Annotated in this window: 24 protein-coding genes and 2 pseudogenes; 10 read left to right on the plus strand and 16 right to left on the minus strand. The window is 65.4% G+C overall.

The genetic code is table 11. The features are described 5' to 3' along the window. Positions 1 to 82: 82 nt before the first annotated feature. Positions 83 to 331 (minus strand): annotated as a pseudogene (locus P1J78_RS14190) (transposase); the annotation flags it as partial. Positions 332 to 395: 64 nt separating this feature from the next. Here P1J78_RS14190 and P1J78_RS14195 point away from each other — a divergent pair. Beyond that, positions 396 to 563 (plus strand): annotated as a pseudogene (locus tag P1J78_RS14195) (IS256 family transposase); the annotation flags it as partial. A gap of 132 nt (positions 564 to 695) precedes the next feature. Here the strand turns inward: P1J78_RS14195 and P1J78_RS14200 are convergent. From P1J78_RS14200 to P1J78_RS14245, 10 genes are all read right to left on the minus strand, one after another. Continuing rightward, a complete protein-coding gene (locus tag P1J78_RS14200; protein WP_275568035.1) occupies positions 696 to 1,085 on the minus strand; it encodes a response regulator in 390 nt (129 codons plus the stop codon). A 3-nt stretch (positions 1,086 to 1,088) separates the two neighbouring features. After that, complete coding sequence (locus tag P1J78_RS14205; protein ID WP_275568036.1) at positions 1,089 to 4,712, minus strand: chemotaxis protein CheB; 3,624 nt, start codon at positions 4,710 to 4,712, stop codon at positions 1,089 to 1,091. 374 nt (positions 4,713 to 5,086) lie between these two features. Continuing rightward, a complete protein-coding gene (locus tag P1J78_RS14210; RefSeq protein ID WP_275568037.1) occupies positions 5,087 to 6,142 on the minus strand; it encodes an AI-2E family transporter in 1,056 nt (351 codons plus the stop codon). A 152-nt stretch (positions 6,143 to 6,294) separates the two neighbouring features. Continuing rightward, a complete protein-coding gene (locus tag P1J78_RS14215) occupies positions 6,295 to 7,158 on the minus strand; it encodes a transglutaminase family protein (protein ID WP_275568038.1) in 864 nt (287 codons plus the stop codon). A 233-nt stretch (positions 7,159 to 7,391) separates the two neighbouring features. Beyond that, entirely contained in the window at positions 7,392 to 9,164 is a 1,773-nt protein-coding gene (locus P1J78_RS14220) for an SLC13 family permease (protein WP_275568070.1), read from the minus strand. 203 nt (positions 9,165 to 9,367) lie between these two features. Further along, positions 9,368 to 10,222, minus strand: coding sequence for a transglutaminase-like domain-containing protein (locus P1J78_RS14225; protein WP_374213289.1), 855 nt, complete (start codon positions 10,220 to 10,222; stop codon positions 9,368 to 9,370). 519 nt (positions 10,223 to 10,741) lie between these two features. Continuing rightward, entirely contained in the window at positions 10,742 to 11,221 is a 480-nt protein-coding gene (locus tag P1J78_RS14230; RefSeq protein ID WP_275568040.1) for a hypothetical protein, read from the minus strand. Between the two features lie 230 nt (positions 11,222 to 11,451). Then, entirely contained in the window at positions 11,452 to 11,994 is a 543-nt protein-coding gene (locus tag P1J78_RS14235) for a phosphate-starvation-inducible protein PsiE (RefSeq protein ID WP_275568041.1), read from the minus strand. A 35-nt stretch (positions 11,995 to 12,029) separates the two neighbouring features. After that, positions 12,030 to 12,374 (minus strand): hypothetical protein, encoded by a 345-nt coding sequence (locus tag P1J78_RS14240; RefSeq protein WP_275568042.1) that lies wholly within the window; start codon positions 12,372 to 12,374, stop codon positions 12,030 to 12,032. Beyond that, positions 12,371 to 12,679 (minus strand): hypothetical protein, encoded by a 309-nt coding sequence (locus tag P1J78_RS14245; protein WP_275568043.1) that lies wholly within the window; start codon positions 12,677 to 12,679, stop codon positions 12,371 to 12,373. The genes P1J78_RS14240 and P1J78_RS14245 overlap by 4 nt, the downstream gene beginning before the upstream one ends. A 278-nt stretch (positions 12,680 to 12,957) precedes the next feature. Between P1J78_RS14245 and P1J78_RS14250 the strand changes: the two genes are divergently transcribed. Continuing rightward, positions 12,958 to 13,383 (plus strand): hypothetical protein, encoded by a 426-nt coding sequence (locus P1J78_RS14250; protein ID WP_275568044.1) that lies wholly within the window; start codon positions 12,958 to 12,960, stop codon positions 13,381 to 13,383. Continuing rightward, on the plus strand, positions 13,380 to 13,793 hold the full coding sequence (locus tag P1J78_RS14255) for a hypothetical protein (protein ID WP_275568045.1): 414 nt from the start codon (positions 13,380 to 13,382) through the stop codon (positions 13,791 to 13,793). The genes P1J78_RS14250 and P1J78_RS14255 overlap by 4 nt, the downstream gene beginning before the upstream one ends. A 394-nt stretch (positions 13,794 to 14,187) precedes the next feature. Here P1J78_RS14255 and P1J78_RS14260 read toward each other — a convergent pair whose 3' ends face one another. The 5 genes from P1J78_RS14260 to P1J78_RS14280 all read right to left on the minus strand — a co-directional run bounded on the left by P1J78_RS14260 (position 14,188) and on the right by P1J78_RS14280 (position 18,494). Next, positions 14,188 to 14,922, minus strand: coding sequence for a Crp/Fnr family transcriptional regulator (locus P1J78_RS14260; RefSeq protein ID WP_275568046.1), 735 nt, complete (start codon positions 14,920 to 14,922; stop codon positions 14,188 to 14,190). Between the two features lie 182 nt (positions 14,923 to 15,104). Then, positions 15,105 to 15,728, minus strand: coding sequence for an ABC-type transport auxiliary lipoprotein family protein (locus P1J78_RS14265; protein WP_275568047.1), 624 nt, complete (start codon positions 15,726 to 15,728; stop codon positions 15,105 to 15,107). Continuing rightward, a complete protein-coding gene (locus tag P1J78_RS14270) occupies positions 15,725 to 16,621 on the minus strand; it encodes an MlaD family protein (protein WP_275568048.1) in 897 nt (298 codons plus the stop codon). The genes P1J78_RS14265 and P1J78_RS14270 overlap by 4 nt, the downstream gene beginning before the upstream one ends. Next, positions 16,621 to 17,397, minus strand: a complete 777-nt coding sequence (locus P1J78_RS14275) for an ABC transporter ATP-binding protein (protein ID WP_275568049.1) — start codon at positions 17,395 to 17,397, stop codon at positions 16,621 to 16,623. Before P1J78_RS14275 ends, P1J78_RS14270 begins: the two co-directional genes overlap by 1 nt. Beyond that, on the minus strand, positions 17,397 to 18,494 hold the full coding sequence (locus P1J78_RS14280; RefSeq protein WP_374213287.1) for an MlaE family ABC transporter permease: 1,098 nt from the start codon (positions 18,492 to 18,494) through the stop codon (positions 17,397 to 17,399). The genes P1J78_RS14275 and P1J78_RS14280 overlap by 1 nt, the downstream gene beginning before the upstream one ends. 446 nt (positions 18,495 to 18,940) lie before the next feature. On the opposite strand from P1J78_RS14280, the gene P1J78_RS14285 reads away from it, so the two are divergent. The 7 genes from P1J78_RS14285 to P1J78_RS14315 all read left to right on the plus strand — a co-directional run bounded on the left by P1J78_RS14285 (position 18,941) and on the right by P1J78_RS14315 (position 24,775). Further along, positions 18,941 to 19,687 carry a sigma factor gene (locus P1J78_RS14285; protein WP_275568050.1) on the plus strand — a complete coding sequence of 249 codons (747 nt, stop codon included), beginning with the start codon at positions 18,941 to 18,943 and terminating at the stop codon, positions 19,685 to 19,687. A 70-nt stretch (positions 19,688 to 19,757) separates the two neighbouring features. Next, on the plus strand, positions 19,758 to 20,795 hold the full coding sequence (locus P1J78_RS14290; RefSeq protein ID WP_275568051.1) for a fatty acid desaturase: 1,038 nt from the start codon (positions 19,758 to 19,760) through the stop codon (positions 20,793 to 20,795). Between the two features lie 66 nt (positions 20,796 to 20,861). Beyond that, on the plus strand, positions 20,862 to 21,296 hold the full coding sequence (locus P1J78_RS14295; protein ID WP_275568052.1) for a ribbon-helix-helix domain-containing protein: 435 nt from the start codon (positions 20,862 to 20,864) through the stop codon (positions 21,294 to 21,296). A 32-nt stretch (positions 21,297 to 21,328) separates the two neighbouring features. Then, on the plus strand, positions 21,329 to 22,417 hold the full coding sequence (locus P1J78_RS14300; protein WP_275568053.1) for an extracellular catalytic domain type 1 short-chain-length polyhydroxyalkanoate depolymerase: 1,089 nt from the start codon (positions 21,329 to 21,331) through the stop codon (positions 22,415 to 22,417). 106 nt (positions 22,418 to 22,523) lie between these two features. Then, positions 22,524 to 23,990: a phospholipase D-like domain-containing protein gene (locus tag P1J78_RS14305; RefSeq protein WP_275568054.1), complete on the plus strand. Its 1,467-nt coding sequence runs from the start codon at positions 22,524 to 22,526 to the stop codon at positions 23,988 to 23,990. A 209-nt stretch (positions 23,991 to 24,199) separates the two neighbouring features. Next, positions 24,200 to 24,439 carry a hypothetical protein gene (locus tag P1J78_RS14310; protein WP_275568055.1) on the plus strand — a complete coding sequence of 80 codons (240 nt, stop codon included), beginning with the start codon at positions 24,200 to 24,202 and terminating at the stop codon, positions 24,437 to 24,439. Positions 24,440 to 24,643: 204 nt separating this feature from the next. After that, complete coding sequence (locus tag P1J78_RS14315; protein ID WP_275568056.1) at positions 24,644 to 24,775, plus strand: hypothetical protein; 132 nt, start codon at positions 24,644 to 24,646, stop codon at positions 24,773 to 24,775. The last annotated feature ends 128 nt before the right edge of the window (positions 24,776 to 24,903 follow it).

The raw sequence follows: 24,903 nt of genomic DNA on the forward strand, positions 1-24,903 counted from the left end.
CGCTGCCCCCAGTATCTGCCCCAGGGTCAGTGAATCAGTCCCTCGGCCGAATGGGAATCCCCAATCGATTCATGTCGGTGGGCAAACGCTCTAACGCAACGTTGTCGAGCATGGCGTCCGCAAGCAGCCGCTTCAGCTTCGCGTTCTCTTCTTCCACAGCCTTCAGCCGCTTCGCGTCGGACACCTCCATGCCGCCATACTTCGACTTCCAGGCGTAGAAGGTAGCGCTGCTGATCCCGCGCCGCCGGCACACCTCTGCCGTCGTCATGCCGGCCTCCTGCTCGCGCAGGACGCCGATGATCTGCTCCTCAGTGAACTTCGATCGCTTCAGCGTCCGGTCCTCTCGTTCGGTCGGACTCTAACCACAGATGGAGGTGAAGGCGGGGGTCACAGCAGGGCCGAACGCCAAGGGCCTGTCGGCCAAGACGATCACGCGGCTGAAGGCGGACTGGTGGTCTGAGTACGAGGCCTGGGAAAAGCGCGACCTCGGCACCCGGAGATTTCTCTACATCTGGGCCGACGGCGTCTACTTCAAGCCGCGTATGGCTGAAGAAAAACAATGCTCGCGGAGACAGAGGGCTTGGCGAAGAAGGAAAGTACATGCTCGAAGTCGGAATCTCCTCGACCCGCCACATTGCGCATTTCTGGGGTTTGACGCCATAGCCAAGCCGTCGGCGGGGTTCCACCTGAGGAGGTTATGTCCTTGCGACCGATTTGAATGCCTCGTTCATTGCGGCACGCAGGCTGTCCGTGCTGAAGGGCTTGGTGAGTCTTGGCGCGTCTCGGATGGCCGCCTCGTCGTTCGGCTCTCTCCCGTATCCGGTGCAAAGCAGAAACGGGACACCTCGAGCGACGAGTTCCTCCGCGACCGGGGTGATGCGCTTGCCGTGCAGACTCATGTCGAGCAGAGCGCCGTCCAGGTCGTTCAGGCGGATCGTCGTTAGGGCTGCGTCGACAGACGCCACCAGTCCGACGATCTCGCAGCCGACTTCGTCCAGTATGGCCTCGATATCCAGCAGGATGAGCATCTCGTCTTCGGCGACGAGAATGCGCAGGCCCGCCAGTCCTTCAATGGGAAACAACATCGTTCATGACTCCTTGGGACTGCGGGAACGGATGGCCTCGTGCCAGGGGAAGGCGATGTCGCAGTGCAGGCCCTCCTCTCGAAAGTTCAGCGCGGCAGTGCCGCCAAGCTGATGGGTAATGCTTCGCTCGATCAGGGTCGATCCGAACCCGCGACGGGCGGGCACAGTCACCGGACGACCGGCGGCCTCTGTCCACTGCAAATGAATCCATGGGCCGTCATCGCGGTCTTCCCGGTCCCAAGTTACCTCGAGCTGCCCGCTTTCGTCAGAAAGGGCGCCATACTTCACGGCGTTGGTCGCAAGTTCGTTCAGGACCATGGCCATCGCAACGCCTGCCTCGGGTGCCATGATCAGGCTTGGCCCTTCAGCGCGGATCCGGTCTTCCATCCCATGAGGCGCCATCGTCCTGCGAACAAGCTGGTCCAGATCGGCGCCGCTCCAGTTTTCGCTGACCAGCAGGTCGTGAACCCGAGCCAGCGAGTTCAGACGCCCCTTGAATGCCAGCTTGAACTCTTCCAGCGTGCTGCTCTGGCGCAGGGTCTGCGACCCGATCGACTGCACCATCGCAAGCATGTTCTTCACGCGGTGGCTCAGTTCGTTGATCAGGGTCTGGCGCAGGGTCTCTGCGTCGTGGCGCTCGGTTACGTCCTCGATGGCCAGAAGTATCAGGTTCGCATGATCCCCTCCGTTGGCCAGCTTGCGCGCGTTGAGCAACATGTGACGTCGGCCCCGATTGGGGAAGACATGCTCGATCTCGAAGCCGTCGAACGACCGCCCTTCGCTCAAGACCTTGCCAAGCAACTGGCGCAGTTCGGGGATGTCCCAGGCAGCGTGGTCCAGTTCGTGCAGAAGATAACCCTTGGACTCGTCTTCGGAGCAGTTGAACGCGTCGGAAAACGCCGGATTGATGGACTGGACCCGCAATTCTCGATCGAGCACCAGCACCGGGTGCCTGACCGTATCGATGATCGCCTCGGCAAAAAGTCGTGCCTCATTGACCTCATCCTGCGCCATTTTTTGGACCGTGATGTCGATGAAGGCGATCACGACGCCAGCGATCCGATCCTCATGGGTCCGGTAGGGAAGCACACGCCGCAGATACCAGCGGCCCGCGCTGCTGCGAACTTCCGCGTCGATGCCGGTCAGCTTCTGAAGCACGGTCCGGGCATCGGACAACAGATCCTCGTCTTGCACCTTCCATGCGAAGTGGCTGACGGGCCTGCCGATATCCGTGTCGACCAGCTCGAGAAGCTCCTTGCTGCTGGGTGAGAACCACCTGATGCAGTAGTCCTTGTCGAGAAACACGGTCGCGATCTCGCTGCTGGCCAGCAGGTTGTTCAGCGTGTCGGTGGTGTTCACCAGTTCATGGTTCTTGTTGACGAGCTGACTGTTGACCGTCTCGAGTTCCTCGTTTGACGACTGGAGCTCCTCTTTCGACGTCTCCAATTCCTCGTTGGTCGACTGAAGCTCCTCGTTCATCGAGGTGACTTCCTCGTTCGCGGCCTTCAGTTCCTCGTTGGTGCGCTCGAACTCGTCGATCGTGTCCCGCAGTTCCGCGCGCGCCGCGCGGAGTTCATCCTCGAAGGCTTCGTGCGTGATTTGGATATCACCCTCGTCCGCCGTCCCGGGAGAACTCGGAGCATCGTCCAGATTGCGGAAGCTCACCAGAAGCAGGTTCTCGGACGGCTCGGGCAGCGGCGCCACCGTCACCGCGACGGCCTGCTCGTGGCCGTCTTGCCGGATCCGGACACGGAAATCGACCGCTCGTCCTTCCTCGATGGCCTGCCGCACGCCGTGGCGCAGCTTGGCGCGCAGGCCATGCCGGGCCATCGCCAAAACATCGCGGCTGGGCTCGCCCGGCGGCGCTTCCAGGTAGGGCCCCGTCGATCCGTGGAACCAGACAACCTGCCCGTTCCGCTCGATCAGAACCGAAGCGGGGGCAAAGCGCTCGATCAGCGCGCGTTGTGCCACGTCCACGATGCGCTGGTGCGGTCGGTCATCGTCAGCCATGGCCAACTCCTTGTCGTCGGGCCGGATCCGGCCGGGCAGAAGAGGAAAGTCGAGGATGTCGTGGCGGGTCGGACCGAGCCGACGGAAGATGCGCCACTTCTTCGAGATTGTCTCGAACAGATCTTCACGCCCCGAGACGCTCTCGGCATTGCCCAGCAGCAGGTGGCCACCCTGCCGCAGCGCGAAATGCATCAGCGCCAGCGCGCGCTTCTGCGCCGCGGGTTCGAGATAGATCAGGAGGTTGCGGCAACTGACGAGGTCGATCTTCGAGAACGGCGGATCCCGCAGCAGGTTATGGCGGGCGAACACGACCATGTCGCGCAGTTCGTCCTTGACCCGGTAGATGCCATCGAGCTTGTCGAAGTGGCGCTCGAGAAGATGCTTCGGAACGCCGGTCACGGCGCCCTCCGCATAGCGGCCGGCACGCGCGGCTTCGAGGTTGTCGTCGCGGCCATCTGTCGCGAAAAGCTTGATGTCGAAATGCTTGCCCGCCGTCTCGCTTCTGTCGACCAACAGCATGGCGAGGGTGTAGGCTTCCTCGCCTGTGGCGCAGGCAGGCACCCAGAGGCGCAGCGCCGCGCCGCTGTCGCGATCGGCGACCAGCGGACCCAGAACAGTCTCGTCGAGGCTGGTCCATGCCTCCGGGTCGCGGAAAAAGGCGGTCACGTTGATCATGAGATCGCGCGCGAGCGTTTCCATCTCCTCCGGCCTGGAACGCAGGATTGCGACGTAGTCCTCGACGCTGTGCAGATCGCAGAGTCCCATGCGCCGGTGGATCCGTCGCGTGAGCGTGCTGCGCTTGTAGTGGCGGAAGTCGTGGCCGGCGCGGGTCCGCAGAAGCGCAAGGACCGGGTCGATCGAGCCGTCGTCCGAAGGGCCCCTATCCTCGACAAGTTCGGCACCCGCCGCATAGGTATGGCGCGCGTAGCGCATCAGCACATCGGGCATGTCCTCCGGGGCGAGGACATGATCCGCGAGGTCCGCCTCGATCGCGCTCCGCGGCATGGCGTCGAAACGCGCGGTCGACGGCTCCTGGACCAGGACGCAACCGCCTTCGGCCTTGACCTCCTTCAGACCTTCGGTGCCGTCGCTGCCGGAACCCGACAGCACGATGCAGACCGCCCGCTCGCGCCGATGCCTCGCCAGCGACTCGAAGAGCCGGTCGATCGGGTAGCGCGCGCCGCGCCTCTCGACCGGTTCGGTCAGCCTCAATTGTCCGTCGTCGACGGTCAGCGAGGAGGCCGGGGGAATGACATAGATGTGGTCGGGCTCGATCACCATGCCGTCGGCGGCCTCGGCCACTGTCATGGTGCTGTGCTGGCCCAGGAGATGCACGAGCCCGCTCTCACGTGTCGGGTCGAGATGCATCACGACGAGAAAGGCCATGCCGCTTTCGGCCGGCATCGCCTCGAACAGGCGGATGAGCGCCTCGATACCGCCGGCCGAGGCACCGACCCCGACGACAGGCCCCAGTCGCGGCTGGTCACCGGTCGCTTCGGCGGTATTGCGGTCGACCTCGGGTGGGGACCGGGCTGCCTTGGCACGTTGGGTCGACGTCCGCTTCAAGCGCTTACCAATCATTGCTGAACGATTATTTCGCGGTCCGAATGCTGCCATATCCAGAGCGGCAGTGCCGGATTTGGCGCGACCAAGAGGAGCGCACGGCGTCGTTCGGTGCTCGAAGTTCCATACCACGAGAGTACTTCGAAGCACAGACCGAACCACAACATAAGTCAGCCACATGGGAGTCTTCTTGCGGCAGCTTCGAGAGGGCCTGCTGCCGACTGGCAACGGTGCCCGCTCCACCTTAGGGCGGAGCGCGGCGTTGATAGGGGCGAGCCGCCTCACATCATCTGACGTCCGGGCTGCCGTATCCAGCACCTCTCTCAGCACCGTGGTGCCCTCGCTCAAGTGGACGCGTCGCAGGTCAAGCTGGCGCGCTTCGCCCGTCCGGCCCCGCTGGGATAACCGATGGATGTTGCCGGCGACCGTCAAGGATCAGCTTCTTCTTGTGCGTTCGCCCATTCCAGGAAGAGACTGTAGCCGACCGCGAGAAGTGCCGGGCCTACGAAGATGCCGATGAAACCGAATGCGAGGATGCCCCCGACGAAACCGAAAAGCCCCAGGACGACCGGGAGGTCGTTGGACTGGGAGAGGATGTACGGCCGCAGCAGGTTGTCGATGGTGCTGACGAGCAGCGCCCCCCAGGCTACCACGAACATGCCCCACCAGAAATCGCCCTGAACGAAGAGCCAGATCGCGACCCCACCCCACACGAGGGGCGGTCCGGCCGGCAGGAACGACAGCACGAATGTGAGGAAGCCGAGCAGGAGGGCCTGATCGATCCCGGCGATCCAAAAGCCCAGCGCGGCCAGAAGACCCTGGGCGAGCGCGGTTCCGATCAGGCCGAAGATCACGCCCTTGATGGTGGAGCCGATGAGGTTCAACAGGCGTAGTGCCCGGGGTCCGGCGATGCGTTCGGTGCTCCGGCGAACATATGCAGCGATCCAACGGCCGTTCAGATAGAAGAAGAACGCGATGAATACGCTGAGGCCAAGCTCCAGAAGACCGACCCCGATGAAGGCTCCGCTCGCCATGGCGACATCCGCGGCTGGCCCAGTGAACCGGCCCAGCGCGGCCAGAAAGGCGGGCGCGTTCAGCGCCAGGCTCTGCCAGTAGCCGGCCACGCCCTCGCCGATGATCGGTATGCCGCCGATCCAGGCCGGCGGCGCGGGTGGTCCCTCTTCGAAAACTCGGCCGAGCACGCCGACGAGATCACCTACGCTCTCAGCCAGTGCCGCCACGAGGAGTGCAAACGGCGCAACGATGACCAGCGCCACCGTCACGGTCATCAGGGCGGCTGCCAGACCTCTTCTGCCGCCGAGCGCCCTTTCATACCTGCTGTATACCGGCCACGTGGACCAGCACAGGACCGCGGCCCACATGATCGCCGACAGGAATGGCCAGATCACCACGAGGCAGCCGGCCGCGAGCGCGACGAGCGCGACGAGCCCAAGGACCTTCTCGTGCTGATTCGCTGCGGGCATGCCGTCGTGTCCTTGTGTGATGGCGGTGACTCTCGGGATGCACTCAGGACGACTGGTACACCAAGGCGGGAGTACGGCGCACGATCTTGTCGACCGTCAGGGCGAGTTCGGGCTCCGGCGTCCCGCGCCTGCATCGCGACGAAGCTGCCGCGTCAGCTGGACGTGACACTGACCTCGACGCGCATGCGGATCAGCGCGTCCGACCCGCCGGTGAAACTCCCGGCGACGGGGACAGCCAGACGGATGTCTCGTGCGACGGCCACGGGGATGAGGTTCTTCGACCCCACGCTCCGGTTGGTGGGGTCGAAGGTGATCCAGCCCGCGCCGGGGATGAAAATCTCCACCCAGGCATGCGTGGACCCTGTGCCCGCGGATCCGACCAGATCGTTCTCCGGGTCGAACAGATAGCCTGAGACAAGGCGCGCTCCGAGCCCGAGCCGCCGCGCGGCCTCCGCGAGCAGGACCGCAAAATCACGGCACGATCCCTGTCCCCGGCCCAAGGTCGCCAAGGGCGACTGCGTGCCCTCGTCCTCGCGAACCTCATACACGATTTGCGAGGAAATACCGTTGCTGATGTCCTTCAGCAGCGACAGCGTGTCCGTAGGGCGCTGGAACACGAAACCCTCCACCCATCGGGAGAAGCGGCCGCCATCATCCAGATATTGCGGCTGCGTCAGCGCGCCGAGGTCGGTCCAGTCGTCACCGGAATACAGGAACGGATACTGGATCGCGCTGGCAGCGATCGGAAAGACCGGCCACAAGGGCGCGGTCAGTTCAAGCTGCGATCGGCTGACGATCGTCAGCCGATCAGTCTGGGAGCGAAAGGTCGCAGATGCAATCGCGTTCCCCGCCACATCCTGCGACCACGCGACGTCTGCCGCGGGCTCGAGTTCGATCTCGTGCGAAACCAGTCTGAGGTCGCGGGTCTCGCGCGGGCGCAGCATCAGACGGTGCGGGCCGAGCGAGACGGCGTGCTGGTAGGAGTATTCAGTCCTGTGAAACGTGGTCATCAGCATGTGCATGCCCGAGGGACTTCGGTCGCGATCGTCACATCGCTGCGACGCCAAGTGGTCGCGTTCAACTGGATCATCTGCCATTCGGACCTCAGCTCCCAGATCCACGACGCGCCGTAGTCGCGCAGAAAAGGCCCCGCCTTCACCGCCGGCGCTAACTCTGCGTGTAAAGTCACGCTAACTGACGAATTCATCTTCGGATCCCTCCTCTATCGTCGCGTGCCATCCCTGCCCTGCTAGAAAGGGAAGAACACGGGGATCGCAAGAACGGCGGCGACACCGACGATAACGTTCATCGGGACACCGATCTTCACGAAGTCGGCAAACCTGTAGTTCCCCGCGCCATAGACCAGAGTGTTCGTCTGGTAGCCGATCGGCGTCGCGAAGCTCGCGCTTGCCCCGAACATCACCGCTACCACGAACGGGCGCGGGTCAACCCCCAGCTGGGTGGCGAGGCCGATGGCGAGCGGCGTCACCACGACGGCCACCGCGTTGTTGGTAACCGCCTCGGTCAGCGCCGACGCGAGAACATAGACCGCGGCGAGCGCCACGAGGGGTGGCAGCCCCTCAAGCGCCGGTGCGATTGCCTCGACGATGAGTTCGACGGCCCCGGAGTGCTGCAGGCCCGCCCCCACGATCAGCATGGAAAAGATGAGCACCAGGACGCCGGCATCGATCGAGGCCCAGGCTTCGTCATTGTCTATGCACCGAAGCACGAGGATCGAGGCGACCGCGACCAGCGCCAGCACGCTGATCTCGGCAAGGCCTACAGCGGCGAGGGCAACGACCGCGATCAGCGCGAGCATGGCGATTGGCGCCTTGCGCCGACGGAAAGCACGACCCCCGGTTTGCGTGATCGCTGCGAGATCGCCCGCCTCGGTGAGACGGGCGAAGCCCTCCGGAGTGCCTTCCAGCAGCAGTTTGTCTGCGGGGCGCAGGAGCGCAGTCGACAGATCAGGGCCCAATGCCTCCCCATGGCGGTGAGCGCCAAGCACGCGCATCCCGTAGCGATGTCCCATCGCGAGCTGCGCGATACGCACTCCGCGACTGCGGCGGGACAGAGTCACGATCGCCTCTGCCACCGCCAGATCCAGGGCATCCTCGGCTACCGGTCCCTGACGCAAACCGACATCCAGCCCGCGGAGGTTTCTGAAGGTCAGAAGTTCGGACGTCGTCACCATGGCGATGATCCTGTCGCCTTCCTCCAGCACGTGTTCGCCCACGTCCTCGCGTATGACGCTCGATCCCGTGCGGACACCGACGATCGCCACGCCCGGGCGGTTCAGGGCGTCGATCTGGCCAATGGGCGTGCCGAAACCTCCGTAACCCTCCCGCGGGCGCAGCTCCGTCAGGAAGGTCGCCTCTCCGTCATCTCCGGGGTCTGCCTGATCCCGCCGGTCGGGCAACAAGAGCGGGCCGAGCACCAGGAGGACCAGCCCGCCCGTGGCCGCGGCAACCAGGCCGACCGGAGTGATCTCGAGGATCGAGAACGGCGCCATCCCGGTCTCGCGGGCCACACCGTCGACAAGCAGGTTGGTCGAGGTGCCGATCAAGGTGCACGTCCCACCCAGGACCGCCATGTAGGAGAGCGGAATCAAGAGGCGTGTCGCCGAGAGGTCGAGACTTTGCGCCAGCCGGATGGCCACCGGGATAAGGACCAGCACGACCGGCGTGTTGTTCATCAGGGCCGATGCCAGCAGCGTTGCCAGCAAGAACACGGCAGTTCCCGCAATCGGTCTGCGGCTTGCGGCAGAGACGACGCGGTTCGCGAGCGCATCGAGAAGCCCGGTCCGGACCAGCGCCCCGCTGATGATGAACATGGCTGCGATCGTGATGGGTGCCGGGTTCGAGAACGCCGCCAGAACCTGATCGGTAGGTACCAGGCCGAAGGTGACGAACAGGGCTGCCGCGCCCGCAGCCGTGACGTCCGGCGCGAAGCGCTCATACACGAATCCCGCGAACAGGAACAGCAGCAGTCCAAGCGCGAGATAGGGCTCATAACCGGTCATGAGGTCGGCCACTTCGCTGTCCTCAAGCCGGATGCATTGGCAGTCAAGACCGTCTCACCTGTCCACTCGCTCGACCAGAGAAATCCGGCGATCGTCCTGATCGAGGCGGTCACCTTGCTTCTCCCGGATGGTGTCATGCTGCGAGGTTCCGTCCGGACAGGCGGACAAACATCCCGGCCGGCGAGTCGGGATAGTCCGGCGCCTCACGCGCCAGCCTTGTTTCGCGAACCGGATGGCGCCTCGGCGGGGTCATCGTTGGCATCCCATGTCCAGACGTCGAACTGCGTCAGCGTGCCCGGCCCGAATGTCTGGGTCAGAGGCACGTCGGCGGCGTCCCGACCGCGCGCGATCAGGATCCTGCCCTTGCGCGGGCTGTTGTTTCTCGGATCGAAGACCCACCAGCGGCCGCCCAGGAAGACCTCCATCCAAGCCGCGAAATCGTCGGGCGGATGGGGCTCCGGCTGGCCGAATTCGCTGAGATAGCCTGTGCAGTAGCGCGCCGGGATGTTCATGCAGCGGCAGAGGGCGATGGCGAGATGGGCGAAATCCCGGCAGACGCCCTGCCGTCCGGCCAGAGTTTCGGAGGCCGTCCGGGTCGCGCTGGCCGCCATGTAGTCGAACGAAACCGAGGAATGCACGAAGTCGCAGATCGCCTGGACCCGCGCCCAGCCCGGCGGCGTGGTCTCGAAAAGGCGCCAGGCTTCTTCCGAGAGAAGATCGGTATCGCAGTAACGACTGCCGAGAAGATAGACGAGCGTTTCGAAGGGCAGGTCCTGAACCGCATGCTGCGCGGCATCGGTTGCCGTCGGATCGCGCAGTCCGGTGTCGCGGAAGATCCCGTCGGTGGACAGGGTGAAGTCTCCCGCCGGGGCCACCATCCGCGTGCACCAGTTGCCGAACCCGTCGCGATAGCTTTGCAGCGGCACGCTCGGCTGCGTCACGAGATAGTCGGCACGCTCCAGATCGCCGAAGCGCGAATAGTGCACGTTCAGCATGGCTATGATGGGTGTCGGCTGGGTCAGCCGATAACGCAGGCGACAGCCGATCCGCATTCGTATGCCGGATGTCTCGCCCGGGTGCGACATGGGAGCACTATCGTCCAAGAAGGCGCTCCCCGTCCGAGAGCTGAACGCTGCGGTCGCAGAGCCAGCGGTTTCCGGGTCGATCGAGATGGGCGTTCGTCAGGTAGCCGTTCTCGGGAACCGCAATCGGAACGCAGTCACCGCCATGGCTCCGCGGCTCTGCATTCTCGGGCAAAGGTGCAGTACCGTCCCGCGCGAGGACGGGAAAGGCAATCGATGCAATGACGCCGGCCAAGACTGCCATTCGCTTGACCAGCCTTGTCCTTGGGTGTCTCGTCGTTTTCTCTTTGTGTTGCGACCGCTCCTCACTTGCGGACCGGAGGCCCTCTGCCGCCGCGCGTGTCTTCGACAGCCCCAGCGTGAGGGTTCCGCTCAACCGCTGGGCGCGCGCGGTCGGTGGCGGGGCGTCCCTGCGCGAGGATCGCGATGGCATGCCTTCGTTCTCGGCCACCTGGATCGAGAAGTCCTGCGAGGCTGTCGGGCGGGTGCTACCGGTCATCGCGTCGACACCTTGACCAGAGCCGCGGCCGCAAGGGCGTGTTCCTTCTGGTGGTAGTCACCGTGAAACATGCCGTCGACCTTCACCTCCCAGATGGCGTTTCTTTCGCGCACCTGAACCCCACTGCGTTGCGCCGGCCTGTTCATGGAAGAATCCTGTGCTCCTCTGCTTTTCGGCGGCACGGGTTTCATGTCGGTCATGTCCGGCTCCTTCGCCCTTGGCGCGCGTGCCTCTTCGATGAGCATCACGGCGCGAATGAATTTTTCCGCGTAGTCGTCGGTTTCGCGGAAATCGTGTTCGTATTTCGCCATGCGCATTGGTTCCACGAACCGGTCTCTCAGATGGTCGATGAAACGCGGTTCCGTCCGTGCCATGTAGGCAATCAGCGCTTGCAGGATCCGTTCATGGGCCAGCACCCGCCGTTCTAGATCGGGCGTCTCTTCTGGTGTCCCCGAAGGATTTTCGACTGGCGACATGGGCCTGCATCCTTCGCTCTGCGGGGGCAACCCAGGAGGCTCCGTATCGGCGCGGCGGCAGTCGGGCCGTCACTTCGTCGCCATCCAGTTCTTAACAATTCACCTACCACTTGGACCGACATCGCGTGCTGATGCAGGTTAGGACCGCGAAACTCTTGCCGGCTCGTCTCGCGCGGACGTGAAAGGATTCCGGGCGCGGCAGTCCGAATGCCATGAAGAGTTGCGGACCGTCAGCGGAAGCAATTCCTTGCCACAAGTGATCGGGCGGCCGGCACACCGCACAAGGCTGCACTGCGGATCGCGCGGAAGCGCCATCGTGCACCCTGCTTGCCGATAGCCCAGATGACCACCAGCGTGGACAGCGAAAGAAGCAGGATCGCGGCCGCTTCGATCAGGATGTTCGCAGGCGCCATTTCCTTGCCCTGCAACACGACCAGCCGACCGACCGCGGTGATGGCGATGAATATCGGATAGACGAATACGGAGTTGCGCCGCGCATAGTAGACCGACACCATTCCGATAACCTCCAGATACAGAAACATCAGGAGGATGTCGGCCAGCAGGATCGTTCCCAGCCGATAGACGGCCAGGATCTCGAAGACGACGGCGAGAACGGTCATGGCCACGATGACCACAAGCAGCAACCGCTCGATCAGATGGAATAAACCGAGGGCAAAGAGCCTTTCGCCACGCCCCGCGCGAGTGTACGCCTGCGGGTCCGCGGCAGTAAACGCCTCCGTCCGGGTTCGATCCTCGGGATGCCAGTCATCCACGACGGGGGTCTGTCCCAACGCCTTGCGCGCTGCCCTCAGAGGTCAAGCTCCGCCAGGCAGCCTTGCGCGATGTCGCGGTCCGGGGCATCGGTTCCCGGCATTGTCGCCCAGCCCGCTTCCATGAGCGCGTCGCGCCGCTGGTAAGTCGAGGCGGCCCGGATCGTCGCCATCTTGTCTGCCCGCGCCGGATCGGAGCGCGCCATGTCGAGGCAGACCGGCACCATGGACGCAACTACGGTGTCACGAGACATCGCCATGGCCCTGTCGTTCGAGGTGCCGCCGGTCACCCAGCCGCCCCAAGTGAATCCGACGACACCGACAAAGACTGCGCCGATCATCGCGCCATAGAGGCCGGGCTTGAGCCATTCGGGAGTGTTCATGTTCCATCCTCCTGCGGGGGAAGCGCCGCACCGCCGTGATTGTTCGCCTCGGATGTGTCGGCGTCCCGGCGCAGCGCCTCTTTCAGGTCGCCCTCGGTTGTCGCGCGGAACTCACTTCGCCCCGCGCGAGCGCCCGTGCCGCTTACCGTCAGGTAGGTCGCCGTCCGGCGATACGCCTCGAAGCTGAGCCCCTGGAGAAGCTCTTCTTCGACGAGGACCTCGTAGTCGCCCGCAGGCAGATCGCCCAGGTATCCCGGCAAGGTGAACGGGTTCGAAAACGTCACCGTCGATCTGGTCGACCGCATGTTCATCTCTGGTCTCCGCGATGTTGGCAGATCCGTCGTTCATGGTTTCTGACGGCCCCTTGTGGTCGGGGCGCGACCAGTCGAACGATGTGTCCTCTTGTACGTCGGGATGGTTCGACTGGCGCTGACCCATGTTAGCCCCGCGCGTCGAACCGGTTGTGAACTCTCTGCAGTTCGTCGTCGGCACTGATCTGTGCAAGGGCGGCGAGACCGACCGTCGCGTATCCATTGCGGAACAGGGATGATCTGCAGCCCTGCAAACCTTGAAAGGATTGGCGATGGCCGACCCCAATGTTCCCAACCCGCACCCGCCCGAGTTCGATCGGTTTCTCCATGCCTCCGTCGGCGAGGACCGGAACGGCTATGCCGTGACTGTGCTCTCCACGCTTGCGCGGCTTGGCCTCGATCCATGGAAGGAAACGGCTGAACTGGTCACGCTGGGGCGCGACGCCGCGCGGGCACGATTGGGAACGCTGCTTGCCCGATTTCGGGACGTTCCTGCGCTGGCAAGCGATCACGGCAGGATCGCAGGAGACCTGAGCCAGCTGCTGCCCGAAGGCCGCATGCCGGGCAGCCTGAAGCGGGCAGCCTCTACGGCGGCCGATAGCCGCCCGGGCACACGCGGCCTGATCTGGTCGATGCTCGCGATCATCTTCGTGCTGGCACAATTGCTGACCGCCGGCGGATCGGGGTCGGGCAAATGACCGCTTTCACACGAACCGCCCGAAAACCGGCCCGTGTGGCGCGTGGGTCCAGCACGCTGTCGCCGCGCGAACAGGGCGTTCTCTGGGACATGGAGGAACACTTCTGGACCAGCGGCGCCGAGAGCGCGCGGGCGACAACGGCACCCAACGCCGTCACGGTCTTCCCCTATCCGCCCGGCATCCTCCATGGAGACCAGATCTGGAGCCATCTTCGGCAGAGAACCGGCTGGCGATCCGTCGTCATGGCCGAACGGCGCGTGACGCCGTGTCGTGACATCGCCATTCTCACCTACCGGGCCTCGGCAGAGAAACCCGACGTGCCGATCTACAGGGCCCTCTGTGCCTCGACCTACCTCAACGATGACGACAGGTGGCTGAGGATTTCCCATCAGCAGACCGCGGTTGCTTGAGTGCGGCGTCGACCTGCTCAGACGCCGGGCTAACCTCGATCAGTGCAGCGTGGCGTAGACTCGGGTCAGACTTGAATTGTCAGCCGAGTATTTGGTGGGACAGTTTTTTCGAGCACCCGAGAAGCGTGTTGGCATGCCGTCGCCCAAAAAGCCGGCATGTCGACGCGCTTTTTATTTTCGGAACGTCCGAGTGGATGAATTCCGATGACTCCCGAACCTGACAGGAGCGATGAGAGGAGGTGGGGCGCCCAAGCACCTTTGGGCTGCCGGCTGGGTCTTCTAGAAGAAGCATCACGCCGCAACGCGCAGCGGACGCGACACATCAAATCGACCTTCCATGACACGCCGCATCTTGTCCTCACGCCGACTGTGCCTCTTGATCTCGGAGCTTGACTCAATTCAGAAGCGGGCCGGAATGATCGAGATAGGCGGGATCGAACTCGGCCAGGTCGACCAGACGGTCGAGGTCGTGAAATGTCACATGGCCTTCGCGGAATGTCACCAGTCCCGTTTCTCGGAGCTGCCGCAGGACGCGGTTCACATGGACAGCGCTCAGCCCAAGCGCATCTGCCAGATGATACTGAGTGAGCGGACATTCGAATCCCGCCTTGCTGCCCAATCCCACGAGCAAGAGCCGTGACCCCAGTTCCAGCAGGAAATGCGCCATGCGCGCGTCGGCGTCCCGCCTGCCGATTCCGACGAGATGCTCGACCACCATCGCCTCGTCCCGTGACGCCGCCCAGAGGATTGCGGTCGCCAGGCGCGGCGTCTCCGCAAACGCATCGAGAAGGTCCTTGGTGAGAACCTCGGCGGCTTCGATGTCGACGACGGGTTCGAAGCTGTGGTCCGAGGTGCGCAAGAGCACGCTGCGCAGGCCGAGGAAATCACCGGGAACCTGGAAATCGACGATCTGGCGCGTCCCGTCCGCCTGGATCTTGTAGGAACAGACCCAACCCGTGGACAGGATGTATGCTGTCTGTTCGGACTGCCCCTGATGCACAATGTCCCGTCCGGCTACGAACGTCCTGCGGCGCCGGTGCAGACGCGCGAGAACGGCCAGTTCGACCTCCGACAGGGCGACGAAGGCCGAGAGCTTGCGGATCAGGGGGCTGTGCTCAGCCGGTGTCATGTTGCCTCCCGGTGTGTCGTGACCCAAGGGCGCAAATCTGTCCTGAATGCTGATCCGGTCCCGTCAAGCATACAGCATTTCCCGCGAGGCGTGTGCATGCAATTGCACCTCGTCTCCCACCAATGCGCGATGTCGCGTTGAAAAGGCTGCCGTACCGGCGCGCGTGCCGCTGGCCGCCGGCTTCACGTCACCACCCGGACCCAGGCCACCGCTTCGCTCAGGACCCTCTGCATGGCGTCATCGAGACCGGCCACGAGGGCAACGGTCGTGTCGGACGACACCGCGCGCAGGCTGTCGAACCGGCGCGTTCCCGCGATTTCGCGGTCTGACTCGCGGATCAGCGTCGATTGCACCGAAACATGGACCTGCGCCGATGCGGGAGGGACGCCGTGAAGCTCCGCCTGGAACGCGATGATCTCGGTCATCAGCGTGAAATCGGGATTCAGCCCCGCCCCATCCCGGCTGATCAGCCGCAGGCCGCCCCGGGACAGAAGCGAGCTCACCAGCAGCGTCTGCACCATGGCCGGGGCCGGCTCGCTCCAGCGCGCACCCGGCAGATACTCGGCCTGCCGTGGGGAAACCTTTATCAGGATGCGGTCGGTTGCCAGTTCGCCCCCCGAAGTGGGCAGTTCCACGACAAGATGACCGCGGCCTCCGGTCTCCGACGGCGCACCCTGCAGCGGCGACAGCGTGTAGGTGTCGAGCGGATCGCTTGCCGTGGAGACAGCGGACAGGGCGCCGCAACCCGGAAGAGCGCCGAAGACGGAAAGGGACAGAAACTTGCGGCGCGACTGCGTTTTTTTCATTTTCGGTACTCCGGTGTGTCATTACCCAGCAGGAACCGCCCCGGATCGCTTCCGATCTGACGGGCGAGAGCGTCGAATGTGGCAATCACGCCGCTGGCGTCCTGGATCAGTGTGTTGACCTGCGCCGACAGCCTCGGCACGTCGCCCCGCGCCACCTCGCGCACCGCAGTCATCGCCACGCGTGTGCTGTCGACGGCGGCCTTGAGTCCCTCCACGAGTTCGGGGATGTCCCGTGCAAGGAGACCGTCGGCGGAGCCAAGGCTCGTCTCGACGGCGCTCAGTGCGCCATCCACTCGGGAAAGCGTATCCTCCGCCCGGGTGGCCAGCGCATCGATCCGTCCGGTCGCGTCCTGAAGGTTGACGAGGATCCCCGCGACGGCATCGCGGTTTCCGGGCGTGACAAGGCCCCGCACCTCGGCAATGAGCGCCGTGGCCTCGGCCAGCAGTTCGGGACCGGTGACCAGCAGATCCTGCACCACCGACCGCTCCGAACGGATGACCGGAAGCTCTGCCGGCGGCACGGCCGTCAGCCGCTCCGCCCCGGCGCTGCCGCCCTCGAGGGCGATGAAGGCGACGCCGGTCACGCCTTGCGACGCGAGTGTGGCGACCGTGTCGGTGCGCACGGGTGTGCTGGCGAAGACCTCGACGCGCACCCGCACGAGGGCGGGGTCGTCCCGGTCGAGACCGATGGACAGGACGTGCCCGACATCGACGCCGTTGTAGCGCACGGCGGCAGTCTGGCTCAGACCCGCGGCCGTTCCAAGGAGGATGTCGTATTGCGCATATGTCCGGTCGATCTGCACCTTGGCCAGCCAGAGGACGAAGCCCAGCATGGCGACGAAGCCTAGAACCGTGAACAGGCCGATCAGCACGAAGCGCGCGCGGGTTTCCATCAGCTACTTCCCGCCACCGCAAGGGCGGCATGAGCGCGGGGGCCGTTGAAATAGGAACGCACCCAGGCATCATCGACATCGCGCATCTCGGCCATCGTGCCGGTGGCCAGCACGCGTCGATCGGCCAGGACCGCAATCCGGTCGCACGTCGCCTGCAGGGTATCAAGGTCGTGCGTGACCAGGAACACGGTCAGACCGAGAGACGTGCGCAGCGAATTGAGCAGGGTATCGAAGGCCGACGCGCTGATCGGGTCGAGACCGGCGGTCGGTTCGTCCAGAAACAGGATCTCAGGGTCGAGCGACAGGGCCCGCGCCAGCCCGGCGCGCTTTCGCATCCCTCCCGAAAGCGCCGAGGGAAACAGATCTCCCGCCCGCGCGGGCAGGCCGACCATCGCGATGCGAAGATCCGCCAATGCCCGCCGGGTGACGGCGTCGACCGAAAGGCGTTCGCGCATCGGTGCTTCGACGTTTTCGCGGACGGTCAAGGCCGAGAACAGCGCGCCATCCTGGAACATGACGCCGGTGCGCACGCTGACGGCTGCCCGGTCAGCCGCGCTCGCACCCAGCACATCCGTGCCAAGCATGGTGATCTGGCCGGCGCTTGGCGCCATCAGCCCGACGATGCTGCGCAGCAGCACCGACTTGCCGCTGCCCGAGGCGCCGACGACTCCCAGCACCTCGCCCCGATGGACGTCCAGCGACAGGTTCTCGTGCACCACCGTCTTGCCGAACCTGTTGGTCAGGCCGCGGATGGCGATCACCGTCTCGGCCACCATCACACCCCCCAGACTGCAAAGAACACGGAAAACAGCGCATCCGTCACGATCACGAGAAAGATCGCGGTCACGACCGCGCGTGAGGTCCGCATGCCGAGGGACTCCGCGTCGCCCTTGACCTGCAGGCCGTGATAGCAGCCCACCAGCGCGATGATTGCCGCGAAGACCGGTGCCTTGGACAGCCCGACCAGCGCCTGCGCAACCCCCACATCCGCAAGCAATCGCGTGCGGAACTGGCTGGGCGAAATCCCAAGCTCCGTCCACGCCATCAGCCCGCCGCCGAACAGGCCGGAGAGGTCGGCGACGAAGCCGAGGATCGGCAACACGATCACCAGCGCGAGGAGGCGCGGCAGCACCAGAAGCTCGATCGGGTCGAGACCCAGGACGCGTATCGCGTCGATCTCCTCGCGCATCTTCATCGATCCGATGGCTGCGGTGAAGGCCGATGCCGAACGCCCGGCGACGATGATGGCGGTCAGCAGGACCCCCAGTTCGCGCAGGATCGATACGGCGATCAGGTCCACGACGAAGACCTCGGCCCCGAACTGGCGCAATTGGGCGGCCCCCTGGAACGCCAGGACGATCCCGATCAGGAAACCCATCAGCGCCACGATGGGAACGGCGTTCAGCCCGACTTGCTGCATGTGATGGACCACGGACGTGAGCCGCAGTCGCCAGGGGCGCACCAGCAGACCGGCGAGGCGCGCCACGACGATACCCACGAAACCGAGGCCTTGCGCCACGGCAGCGAAGTGCGCGCCGACGGCAATGCCGACACCTGCAAGGGGGTCTGCCATCCGATGGTGGACCTTGCGGGGCGCAGCTTTCACGTCTGGCGGAAGGGCGTCCCGTACGGCGGCCAGCAGCAGGCTTTGCGCGTCGGTGGCGCCGAGGATAGGTCGCCCCGAAGACGCCAGCAGCCAGGCCCCGGCCGTGTCCAGACGGGTGACAGCGGAAAGGTCGGCCGGAGCCGTGGCTTCGGTCTGCTCGAAGCGCGTGCGGATGTCGGCGATGTTTGCCAAGGTCACGGGCCCGCAGATGACCACTGGCGCATGATCTGAACTGGCATCTGATTGTTGTGGCAGCACCGCTGTCACTTGGCGATCCAGGGGCGCAAGGCAGTCGAAACGCGGTGTCGGCAGCGGGATATCAAAGGACCGGCGAACGACATGGCACTGCGACCTTGTTCCAGAGGGCGCGCCGCTCCGGTGGGGGATCGGCGGCGGGAGCCGTTGCATGACGATCGCGAAGGCACGACTGCAGAACCCTCCGACCTTCGCCCTGGACCACCGCTGCGCAGGCGACGAAACTCCAATCTGGCCGGTTCGCGCCGGTTCCGCACTTACCTGGATCAGTCTGGCGCCATCACCCGCCATGACCGGGCCGGCTAACGTGGATCAGCCCGAATCGCTCGTGTTGCCCGCATGGTGTTTTCAGATTTCCCGGATTCCGCGGCGCTCCTTCAGCGTGGCGCACGACGCTGCCTCAGCCTTCCGGGCGACGGGCCGCCCATCCGTGGCCAGACCGAAGCAAAGGAGGCTCCATGCACCGCACCGTGACGACCACCTTCGGCACCGACCATGGCTTTTTGGCCAACGATTGCAGCGCTGGGCAGTCGAGGCCGGCGGAGATCGCCGCCGACCGTCGTGATGAATTCGAGCACCACCTGCCTGCGCTGCGAGCTTTTGCCCTGGTTCTGGTCGGAAAGCGCGCACTGGCAGACGATATCGTGGCCCATACAATCGTCGTCGCCTGGGCCAACATCGACGCCTACGACCGCGGGACGAGTCTGCGTGTCTGGCTGTTCAGGATGCTTCACACCCTCTACTTCGCGCAGCTGCATCCGTCCGAGCGCAGCACCGCAAGCGACATCGGTGTTCGCCTCGACGTCACCGCGTTACAGGTGCGCCCTGTTGCCGGACCAGCGGATCCCCGCTTCTGGCGCTCCTTCAGCGCCCTTGCGGTGGAACAGCGCGAGGCGCTGATCCTGATCGGGCCGGCCAGATTCTCGCACGACGAGGCCGCTTCAGTTTGCGGCTGCACCCAAGCGACGATCCGGAGCCGGTCAAAACTAGGGCGCCGCAAGCTCGCGATGTTGGTGCTGCAGGAGAGCCAGGCGGCAAACCCGGCGAACTCGGTCGTGGCGCAGGCGCCACTCGGGATCAGGGGGCCTCGGCTGCCGGCAGGATCGCAGGGCGCACCCGCCCCGGACCGCCAGAATGAAGCAGGCCCTCTCGTCGCTGGCGCCGGGCGGCCCGGAGCCAGCGTCGCGGCGCATCCAGATGACTGATGCCGCCCAACATGCGCCGAATGATGGCCCGCGCGCCCCCCGCGTCCGGCCTCGGACCGAGGAGATGACCTTGCCGACCACAGCATTGCATAACCGCGCCAGCGCCCCCGCCGCGCCTACCGACGCGCGCGACTGGGTGGCCCTGCTCGCGTGCTACCGCGAACCGTCGCGCTGGCGCAGCACCTGGGAGATCGCCGTGACGGCGGTTCCGTTCATCGGTCTCTGGGCCCTGGCGTGGTGGAGCGTCGATGTCAGCTACGCGCTCGCCGTCCTGATCGCCATTCTGAACGCCTCGTTCCTCGTGCGGCTGTTCATGATCCAGCACGATTGCGGGCACGCCGCCTTTTTCCGCAGCCGGATGCTCAGCGACTGGATCGGTCGCGCCATCGGGGTGCTGACGCTGACGCCCTACGACGTCTGGCGCCGCCTTCATGCCGCGCATCACGCAGGCACCGGCAACCTGGAGAAGCGGGGGATGGGCGACGTCCTGACGCTGACCGTCGCGGAATACCGCGCCCTGTCGTGGCGCGGGCGCCTTGGATACCGCATCTACCGTCACCCGGCCGCCCTGTTCGGCGTGGGGCCGTTCTACCTGTTCTTCCTGCGCAACCGGCTGCCGCACGGGCTCATGCGGGCGGGCGCGAGATACTGGGTCAGCGCGATGGGCACCAACGCGGCGATCGCGGCGCTGCTGGCCGGGATCGGGTATCTCGGCTGCATCGACGTGCTTCTCTTCGTGTTCCTGCCCACGATGCTGGTCGCGGCCTCGATCGGGGTCTGGCTGTTCTACGTCCAGCACCAGTTCGAGGAGACGAGCTGGGACCACGACCCCGACTGGCAGCTTCACGAGGCGGCGCTTCACGGCAGCTCGCACTACGTCCTGCCGGGCCCGCTGCGCTGGCTCACCGCCAACATCGGGATGCACCACGTCCACCACCTCCAGTCCCGCGTGCCGTTCTACCGTCTGCCCGAGGTCCTGCGCGACCACCCGCAACTCGCCGATGCGCAGCGCCTGACGCTTCGGGAAAGCCTCGGCTGCGTCCGCCGGCACCTGTGGGACGAGAAGAACCGCAGGCTCGTTTCCTTCGCTGCGGCGCGCGCGGCATGAGGAGGCTTCCGAAGAAAGTCGAGAAGATCGACCCGGGCAGGCTTGTGTCGCCTCCATGATCTCACCATGTACCATCCAAGTGGATGGGAAAAGTTCGTGCCGCGACAGATCAAGCAGACCGACACCGAGAAGATCACGATCAACCTCGGCTATGTCGACCTCGGACGTATCGACCTTCTGATCGAGGAAGGGTTCTACACCAACCGGACCGACTTCATCCGGACCGCGATCCGGGGGCAGCTCGGCCTCCACGCGGACGAGGTCGGACGGCTCATCGAACGGCGCACGCTCGACCTGGGTCTGCGCGATATTTCCCGCAGCGACCTCGAAGCCGCGCGGGACTCGGGCGAGGTGCTGCACATCCGGGTCGTGGGCCTCGCACGACTGGCCCCCGACATCACGCCGGAACTGGCACTCGCAACCATCGGCTCGATCAACGTCCTCGGCGCGCTTCATGCGCCGCCCGATCTCCGCGCCGCTCTGGCGGACCGCATCACGTAACGGCCAAGGCCGTCACCGAAAGGCAGAAGAAAATGAACGACGATTTCGCGGCGGCCATGCGCCAGTCGCTTGAACAGACGCGCGCGGGCAAGCCGTTCGAGGCGACGCGTACCATCCAGGCAGCCCTGGCGGGCAACGCGGGCTCTGCCGTTCGGCAGTCGCCCGCGCAGAAGCCGTCACTCAAGCAGGCTCGCCCCGCATCGCCGCGCTGGCGCCTGTCGAAGGTCATCTCCGAGCTGTCGCGGAAGCCTCCGGGGCTCGACGCGCACTCCGGGCGAAAGGCGCCCGCGCCTGCCGCGCCGGAGGGCGCCATCTTCGAACGCAGGCACCATGCGGGGCATCACGGTGCGCGCGACTACTTCCTGTTCCACCCATCCAACCACGACGCGCCCCTTCGCGGGGTGATCCTGATGCTGCACGGTTGCACCCAGTCGCCCGAAGATTTCGCCACCGGCACGCGGATGAACGACCATGCCGAGCGGCACGGGCTCATCGTCGTATATCCCGAGCAGGTGCGCAGCGAGAACGTCTCGCTCTGCTGGAACTGGTTTCGCCCGGGCGACCGTTCGCGATCGGGGGGCGAGGCGGCGCTTCTTGCCGGGCTCGCCGCAACCGTTGCGGCCGATCACGGCGTGCCGTCCGGCTCGGTCTTCGTCGCGGGCCTGTCGGCAGGGGGCGCGATGGCCGCGATCCTTGCGCAGACCCATCCCGAGGTCTTTGCGGCGGCAGGCGTCCATTCCGGGCTGGCGCCTGGTTCAGCCAACGACGTCGTTTCTGCCTTCGCAGCGATGCGAGGAGACCTCGCGCCTGGTGCCGAAGCGCTGAACGCGCCCGCAATCGTCTTCCACGGCTCTGCCGACGGGACCGTGGCACCGCTGAACGCCGGCCATCTCGCGGGCCGGCTCGAGGCAGCCGCGACGCGGACAGGCGAGGCTTCCGGCCGGCGATACGACGTCCTGGCGGCGCGGAATGCGGACGGCCATCCGGTCGAGGTCTGGCGGATCGAGGGCGCAGGCCATGCCTGGTCGGGCGGCGACACGAACGGCAGCTACACGGACCGCATGGGACCGGACGCATCGGCCGAGATGGTGCGATTCTTCCTCGAACAGGTGCAGGCGTAGGTTCCTTGCGGCGCCGAGGGAACTACGGTGCGGCGGCGGGCTTTCCTGATGGACGGCGGCCGGCGCTGCGAGGCGGCGGCCGGAACACGTTGAGGAAGGCCGGGTCATGAGTGGAACACGTCTGATCCTGCGACCTGGCGACACCTGCTGGCGCATCGAGACGGCTGACCGGCTTTCGGTGATCGTCGACGCAGCCGACTACTTCGCCGTCCTCCGCGAGGTCATGCAGAAGGCTCGGCACAGCGTCATCATGATTGGCTGGGAATTCGACACGCGGATCACGCTCGACCCGCGCGAGGACGAGGGGCAGGTGCCCAACCGGCTCGGCGATTTTCTGAGCTGGCTCGTCCATCGGCGCCCGGAACTCGACATCCGTCTGCTGCAGTGGGATGTGGGCGTTCTCGGCACGCTCGCCCGGGGCTCCACGCCACTCCGGCTGGCCGACTGGCTGATCGGGCGCAAGATCCGCCTCAAGCTGGACCATGCCCATCCCTCGGGCGCGGCGCATCACCAGAAGATCATCGTGATCGACGATGTCCTTGCCTTCTGCGGCGGCATCGACGCGACGGCTGACCGCTGGGACACGCAAGACTATGCCGACGATAGCCCCTACCGGGTCAGACCCACCACGAAGCGCCCCTACGGCCCGTGGCACGACGCGACCGTTGCTGTCGGTGGCGACGCGGCGCGCGCCCTGAGCGAGCTTGCGCGGACGCGGTGGGAACATGCCACGGGCGAGAGGATCGCGGAGGCGCCCGCCGCCCCGCCGATCTGGCCGGAGGGCCTCGATCCCATGCTTCGGGACGCGGAGGTCGCAATCTCACGCACGCTGCCTGCCCATGCCGGCCGCAAGGAGATCCACGAGATCGAGTCGCTTTATCTCGCGATCATCGCGGCGACCCGGTGCACGCTCTACATCGAAAGCCAGTACTTCGCCTCGCGCCTTCTGGCCGAGGCCATCGCCGTGCGGCTGGCGGAACCGGAGGGCCCCGAGGTCGTCGTCGTGAATCCCGAGTCGGCGCAGGGCTGGCTCGAGGACGCGGCGATGGGTTCGGCCCGCGCACGGCTTCTCGATGTCGTGCGCAAGGCCGACGTGCATGGCCGCTTCCGCCTTTACACGCCAGTGACCGACGGCGGCACTCCGATCTACGTGCACGCCAAGATCGTCGTCATGGACGACCGGCTGATGCGCGTGGGATCCTCCAACCTCAACAATCGCTCGCTCGGCTTCGACACCGAGTGCGACCTCTCGGTGGAGGTGCTGCCCGGCGTACCGGATGAGGCAGACCTGCGCGCGCACATCGGAGGCCTCAGGAACAGGCTTCTCGCCGAGCATCTGGGCGTTGCACCGACGACGGTGAAGCACGCGATCGATACGGCTGGCGGTTCGCTGATCGGTGCGATCGAGGCATTGAGCGGTCCCGGCCGATCGCTCGTGCCCTTCGAGCCGCCCGAATTCGGCGTCGTCGCAGACGAGATGCTGCGCGAGAACGATCTGCTCGACCCGGAGCTTCCGGCGCGCAGGTGGCGCCGCGGCAGGCTCCGTCGCCTGCGACAGCGCATCTTCGGATGATTGCAGCCGTCGGACCGCCGATACGGCCGACGGGTCGCACGGTCACATGCGCCGGGCGGTCTCGGCACCGCACCGGAAGAGGACAATATTTTTCGCGCCGAGGCTGCTCTCGATCAGTCCGGCGCTTCCCACCCTCTGCGATGGTGGCGGGGTCGGGCAACCGCTGCAAGGTCGCCAGACGACACCCCTGCACGGAAGGACGCTACAAGATGCCATCCACCAACGAGCTGTCCGGCATCGCCGCCCTGTCCATCTGCGAGTCGCTGCTGCTTGCGATGAACGATCACGACCTGCTGCCGGAGAGCGAGATCGTCGGGGTCCTGAGCGACGCGGCGGCCACGCACGAAAGCGCCATCGGCGCCGATGGCGAAGCGGATGTCACGCACCGGGCGGTGGCAAGCCTGATCAGGACGATCATCGCCGGCGGCAACTCGGTTCGGCGCAGGTGATTGTGGCTTTGTCCCTTGCATCGGGCGGTTCAACCTTCTGGTACACCGAGAGACGCACTGTGAGCACGCCGGGCACCAGATGGCCGGACCCTTCAGGGCCAATCAGGAGGAAGCATGGGGCGGCGCGCGGGCGCAGGCTCCCGACAGACGACACTGGCCGGGTGGATCCTCCACACGGCCGTTTACCCACCGATGGAGAACGCAATGGCCAAGGGTCAGAAACGCAGCAACCGAGAAGTGAAGAAGCCGAAGCAGGAAAAGAAGACGCCTCCTCCGGCAGCTTCGCCCTTCGACAAGGTGTCGCAACCGGCCAAGCCGACATCGGGCAAGAAGTAGCGGACGCGACACTGCCGGGTGTGCCCTGGCGGGGAAAGCCTTCGCCGGTTTCTGCCGAGGGGTGGTTGATCGCTGCCGAAAAAAGCGCAGGCCGGCGGGGCAAACCCCCGCCGGCAGGCCAGATCGAC

The organism is Psychromarinibacter sediminicola, assembly GCF_029168335.1.
In the GTDB taxonomy this organism is placed as follows: Bacteria; Pseudomonadota; Alphaproteobacteria; order Rhodobacterales; family Rhodobacteraceae; genus Psychromarinibacter; species Psychromarinibacter sediminicola.

Excerpts from the sequence above, each read along its gene's own strand:
- P1J78_RS14200 (WP_275568035.1), bottom strand. The coding sequence starts at position 1,085 with ATGTTGTTTCCCATTGAAGGACTGGCGGGCCTGCGCATTCTCGTCGCC.
- P1J78_RS14205 (WP_275568036.1), bottom strand. The coding sequence starts at position 4,712 with ATGGCAGCATTCGGACCGCGAAATAATCGTTCAGCAATGATTGGTAAG.
- P1J78_RS14210 (WP_275568037.1), bottom strand. The coding sequence starts at position 6,142 with ATGCCCGCAGCGAATCAGCACGAGAAGGTCCTTGGGCTCGTCGCGCTC.
- P1J78_RS14215 (WP_275568038.1), bottom strand. The coding sequence starts at position 7,158 with ATGCTGATGACCACGTTTCACAGGACTGAATACTCCTACCAGCACGCC.
- P1J78_RS14220 (WP_275568070.1), bottom strand. The coding sequence starts at position 9,164 with ATGACCGGTTATGAGCCCTATCTCGCGCTTGGACTGCTGCTGTTCCTG.
- P1J78_RS14230 (WP_275568040.1), bottom strand. The coding sequence starts at position 11,221 with ATGTCGCCAGTCGAAAATCCTTCGGGGACACCAGAAGAGACGCCCGAT.
- P1J78_RS14240 (WP_275568042.1), bottom strand. The coding sequence starts at position 12,374 with ATGAACACTCCCGAATGGCTCAAGCCCGGCCTCTATGGCGCGATGATC.
- P1J78_RS14245 (WP_275568043.1), bottom strand. The coding sequence starts at position 12,679 with ATGCGGTCGACCAGATCGACGGTGACGTTTTCGAACCCGTTCACCTTG.
- P1J78_RS14250 (WP_275568044.1), top strand. The coding sequence starts at position 12,958 with ATGGCCGACCCCAATGTTCCCAACCCGCACCCGCCCGAGTTCGATCGG.
- P1J78_RS14255 (WP_275568045.1), top strand. The coding sequence starts at position 13,380 with ATGACCGCTTTCACACGAACCGCCCGAAAACCGGCCCGTGTGGCGCGT.
- P1J78_RS14260 (WP_275568046.1), bottom strand. The coding sequence starts at position 14,922 with ATGACACCGGCTGAGCACAGCCCCCTGATCCGCAAGCTCTCGGCCTTC.
- P1J78_RS14265 (WP_275568047.1), bottom strand. The coding sequence starts at position 15,728 with ATGAAAAAAACGCAGTCGCGCCGCAAGTTTCTGTCCCTTTCCGTCTTC.
- P1J78_RS14270 (WP_275568048.1), bottom strand. The coding sequence starts at position 16,621 with ATGGAAACCCGCGCGCGCTTCGTGCTGATCGGCCTGTTCACGGTTCTA.
- P1J78_RS14275 (WP_275568049.1), bottom strand. The coding sequence starts at position 17,397 with ATGGTGGCCGAGACGGTGATCGCCATCCGCGGCCTGACCAACAGGTTC.
- P1J78_RS14285 (WP_275568050.1), top strand. The coding sequence starts at position 18,941 with ATGCACCGCACCGTGACGACCACCTTCGGCACCGACCATGGCTTTTTG.
- P1J78_RS14295 (WP_275568052.1), top strand. The coding sequence starts at position 20,862 with ATGTACCATCCAAGTGGATGGGAAAAGTTCGTGCCGCGACAGATCAAG.
- P1J78_RS14300 (WP_275568053.1), top strand. The coding sequence starts at position 21,329 with ATGAACGACGATTTCGCGGCGGCCATGCGCCAGTCGCTTGAACAGACG.
- P1J78_RS14305 (WP_275568054.1), top strand. The coding sequence starts at position 22,524 with ATGAGTGGAACACGTCTGATCCTGCGACCTGGCGACACCTGCTGGCGC.
- P1J78_RS14310 (WP_275568055.1), top strand. The coding sequence starts at position 24,200 with ATGCCATCCACCAACGAGCTGTCCGGCATCGCCGCCCTGTCCATCTGC.
- P1J78_RS14315 (WP_275568056.1), top strand. The coding sequence starts at position 24,644 with ATGGCCAAGGGTCAGAAACGCAGCAACCGAGAAGTGAAGAAGCCGAAG.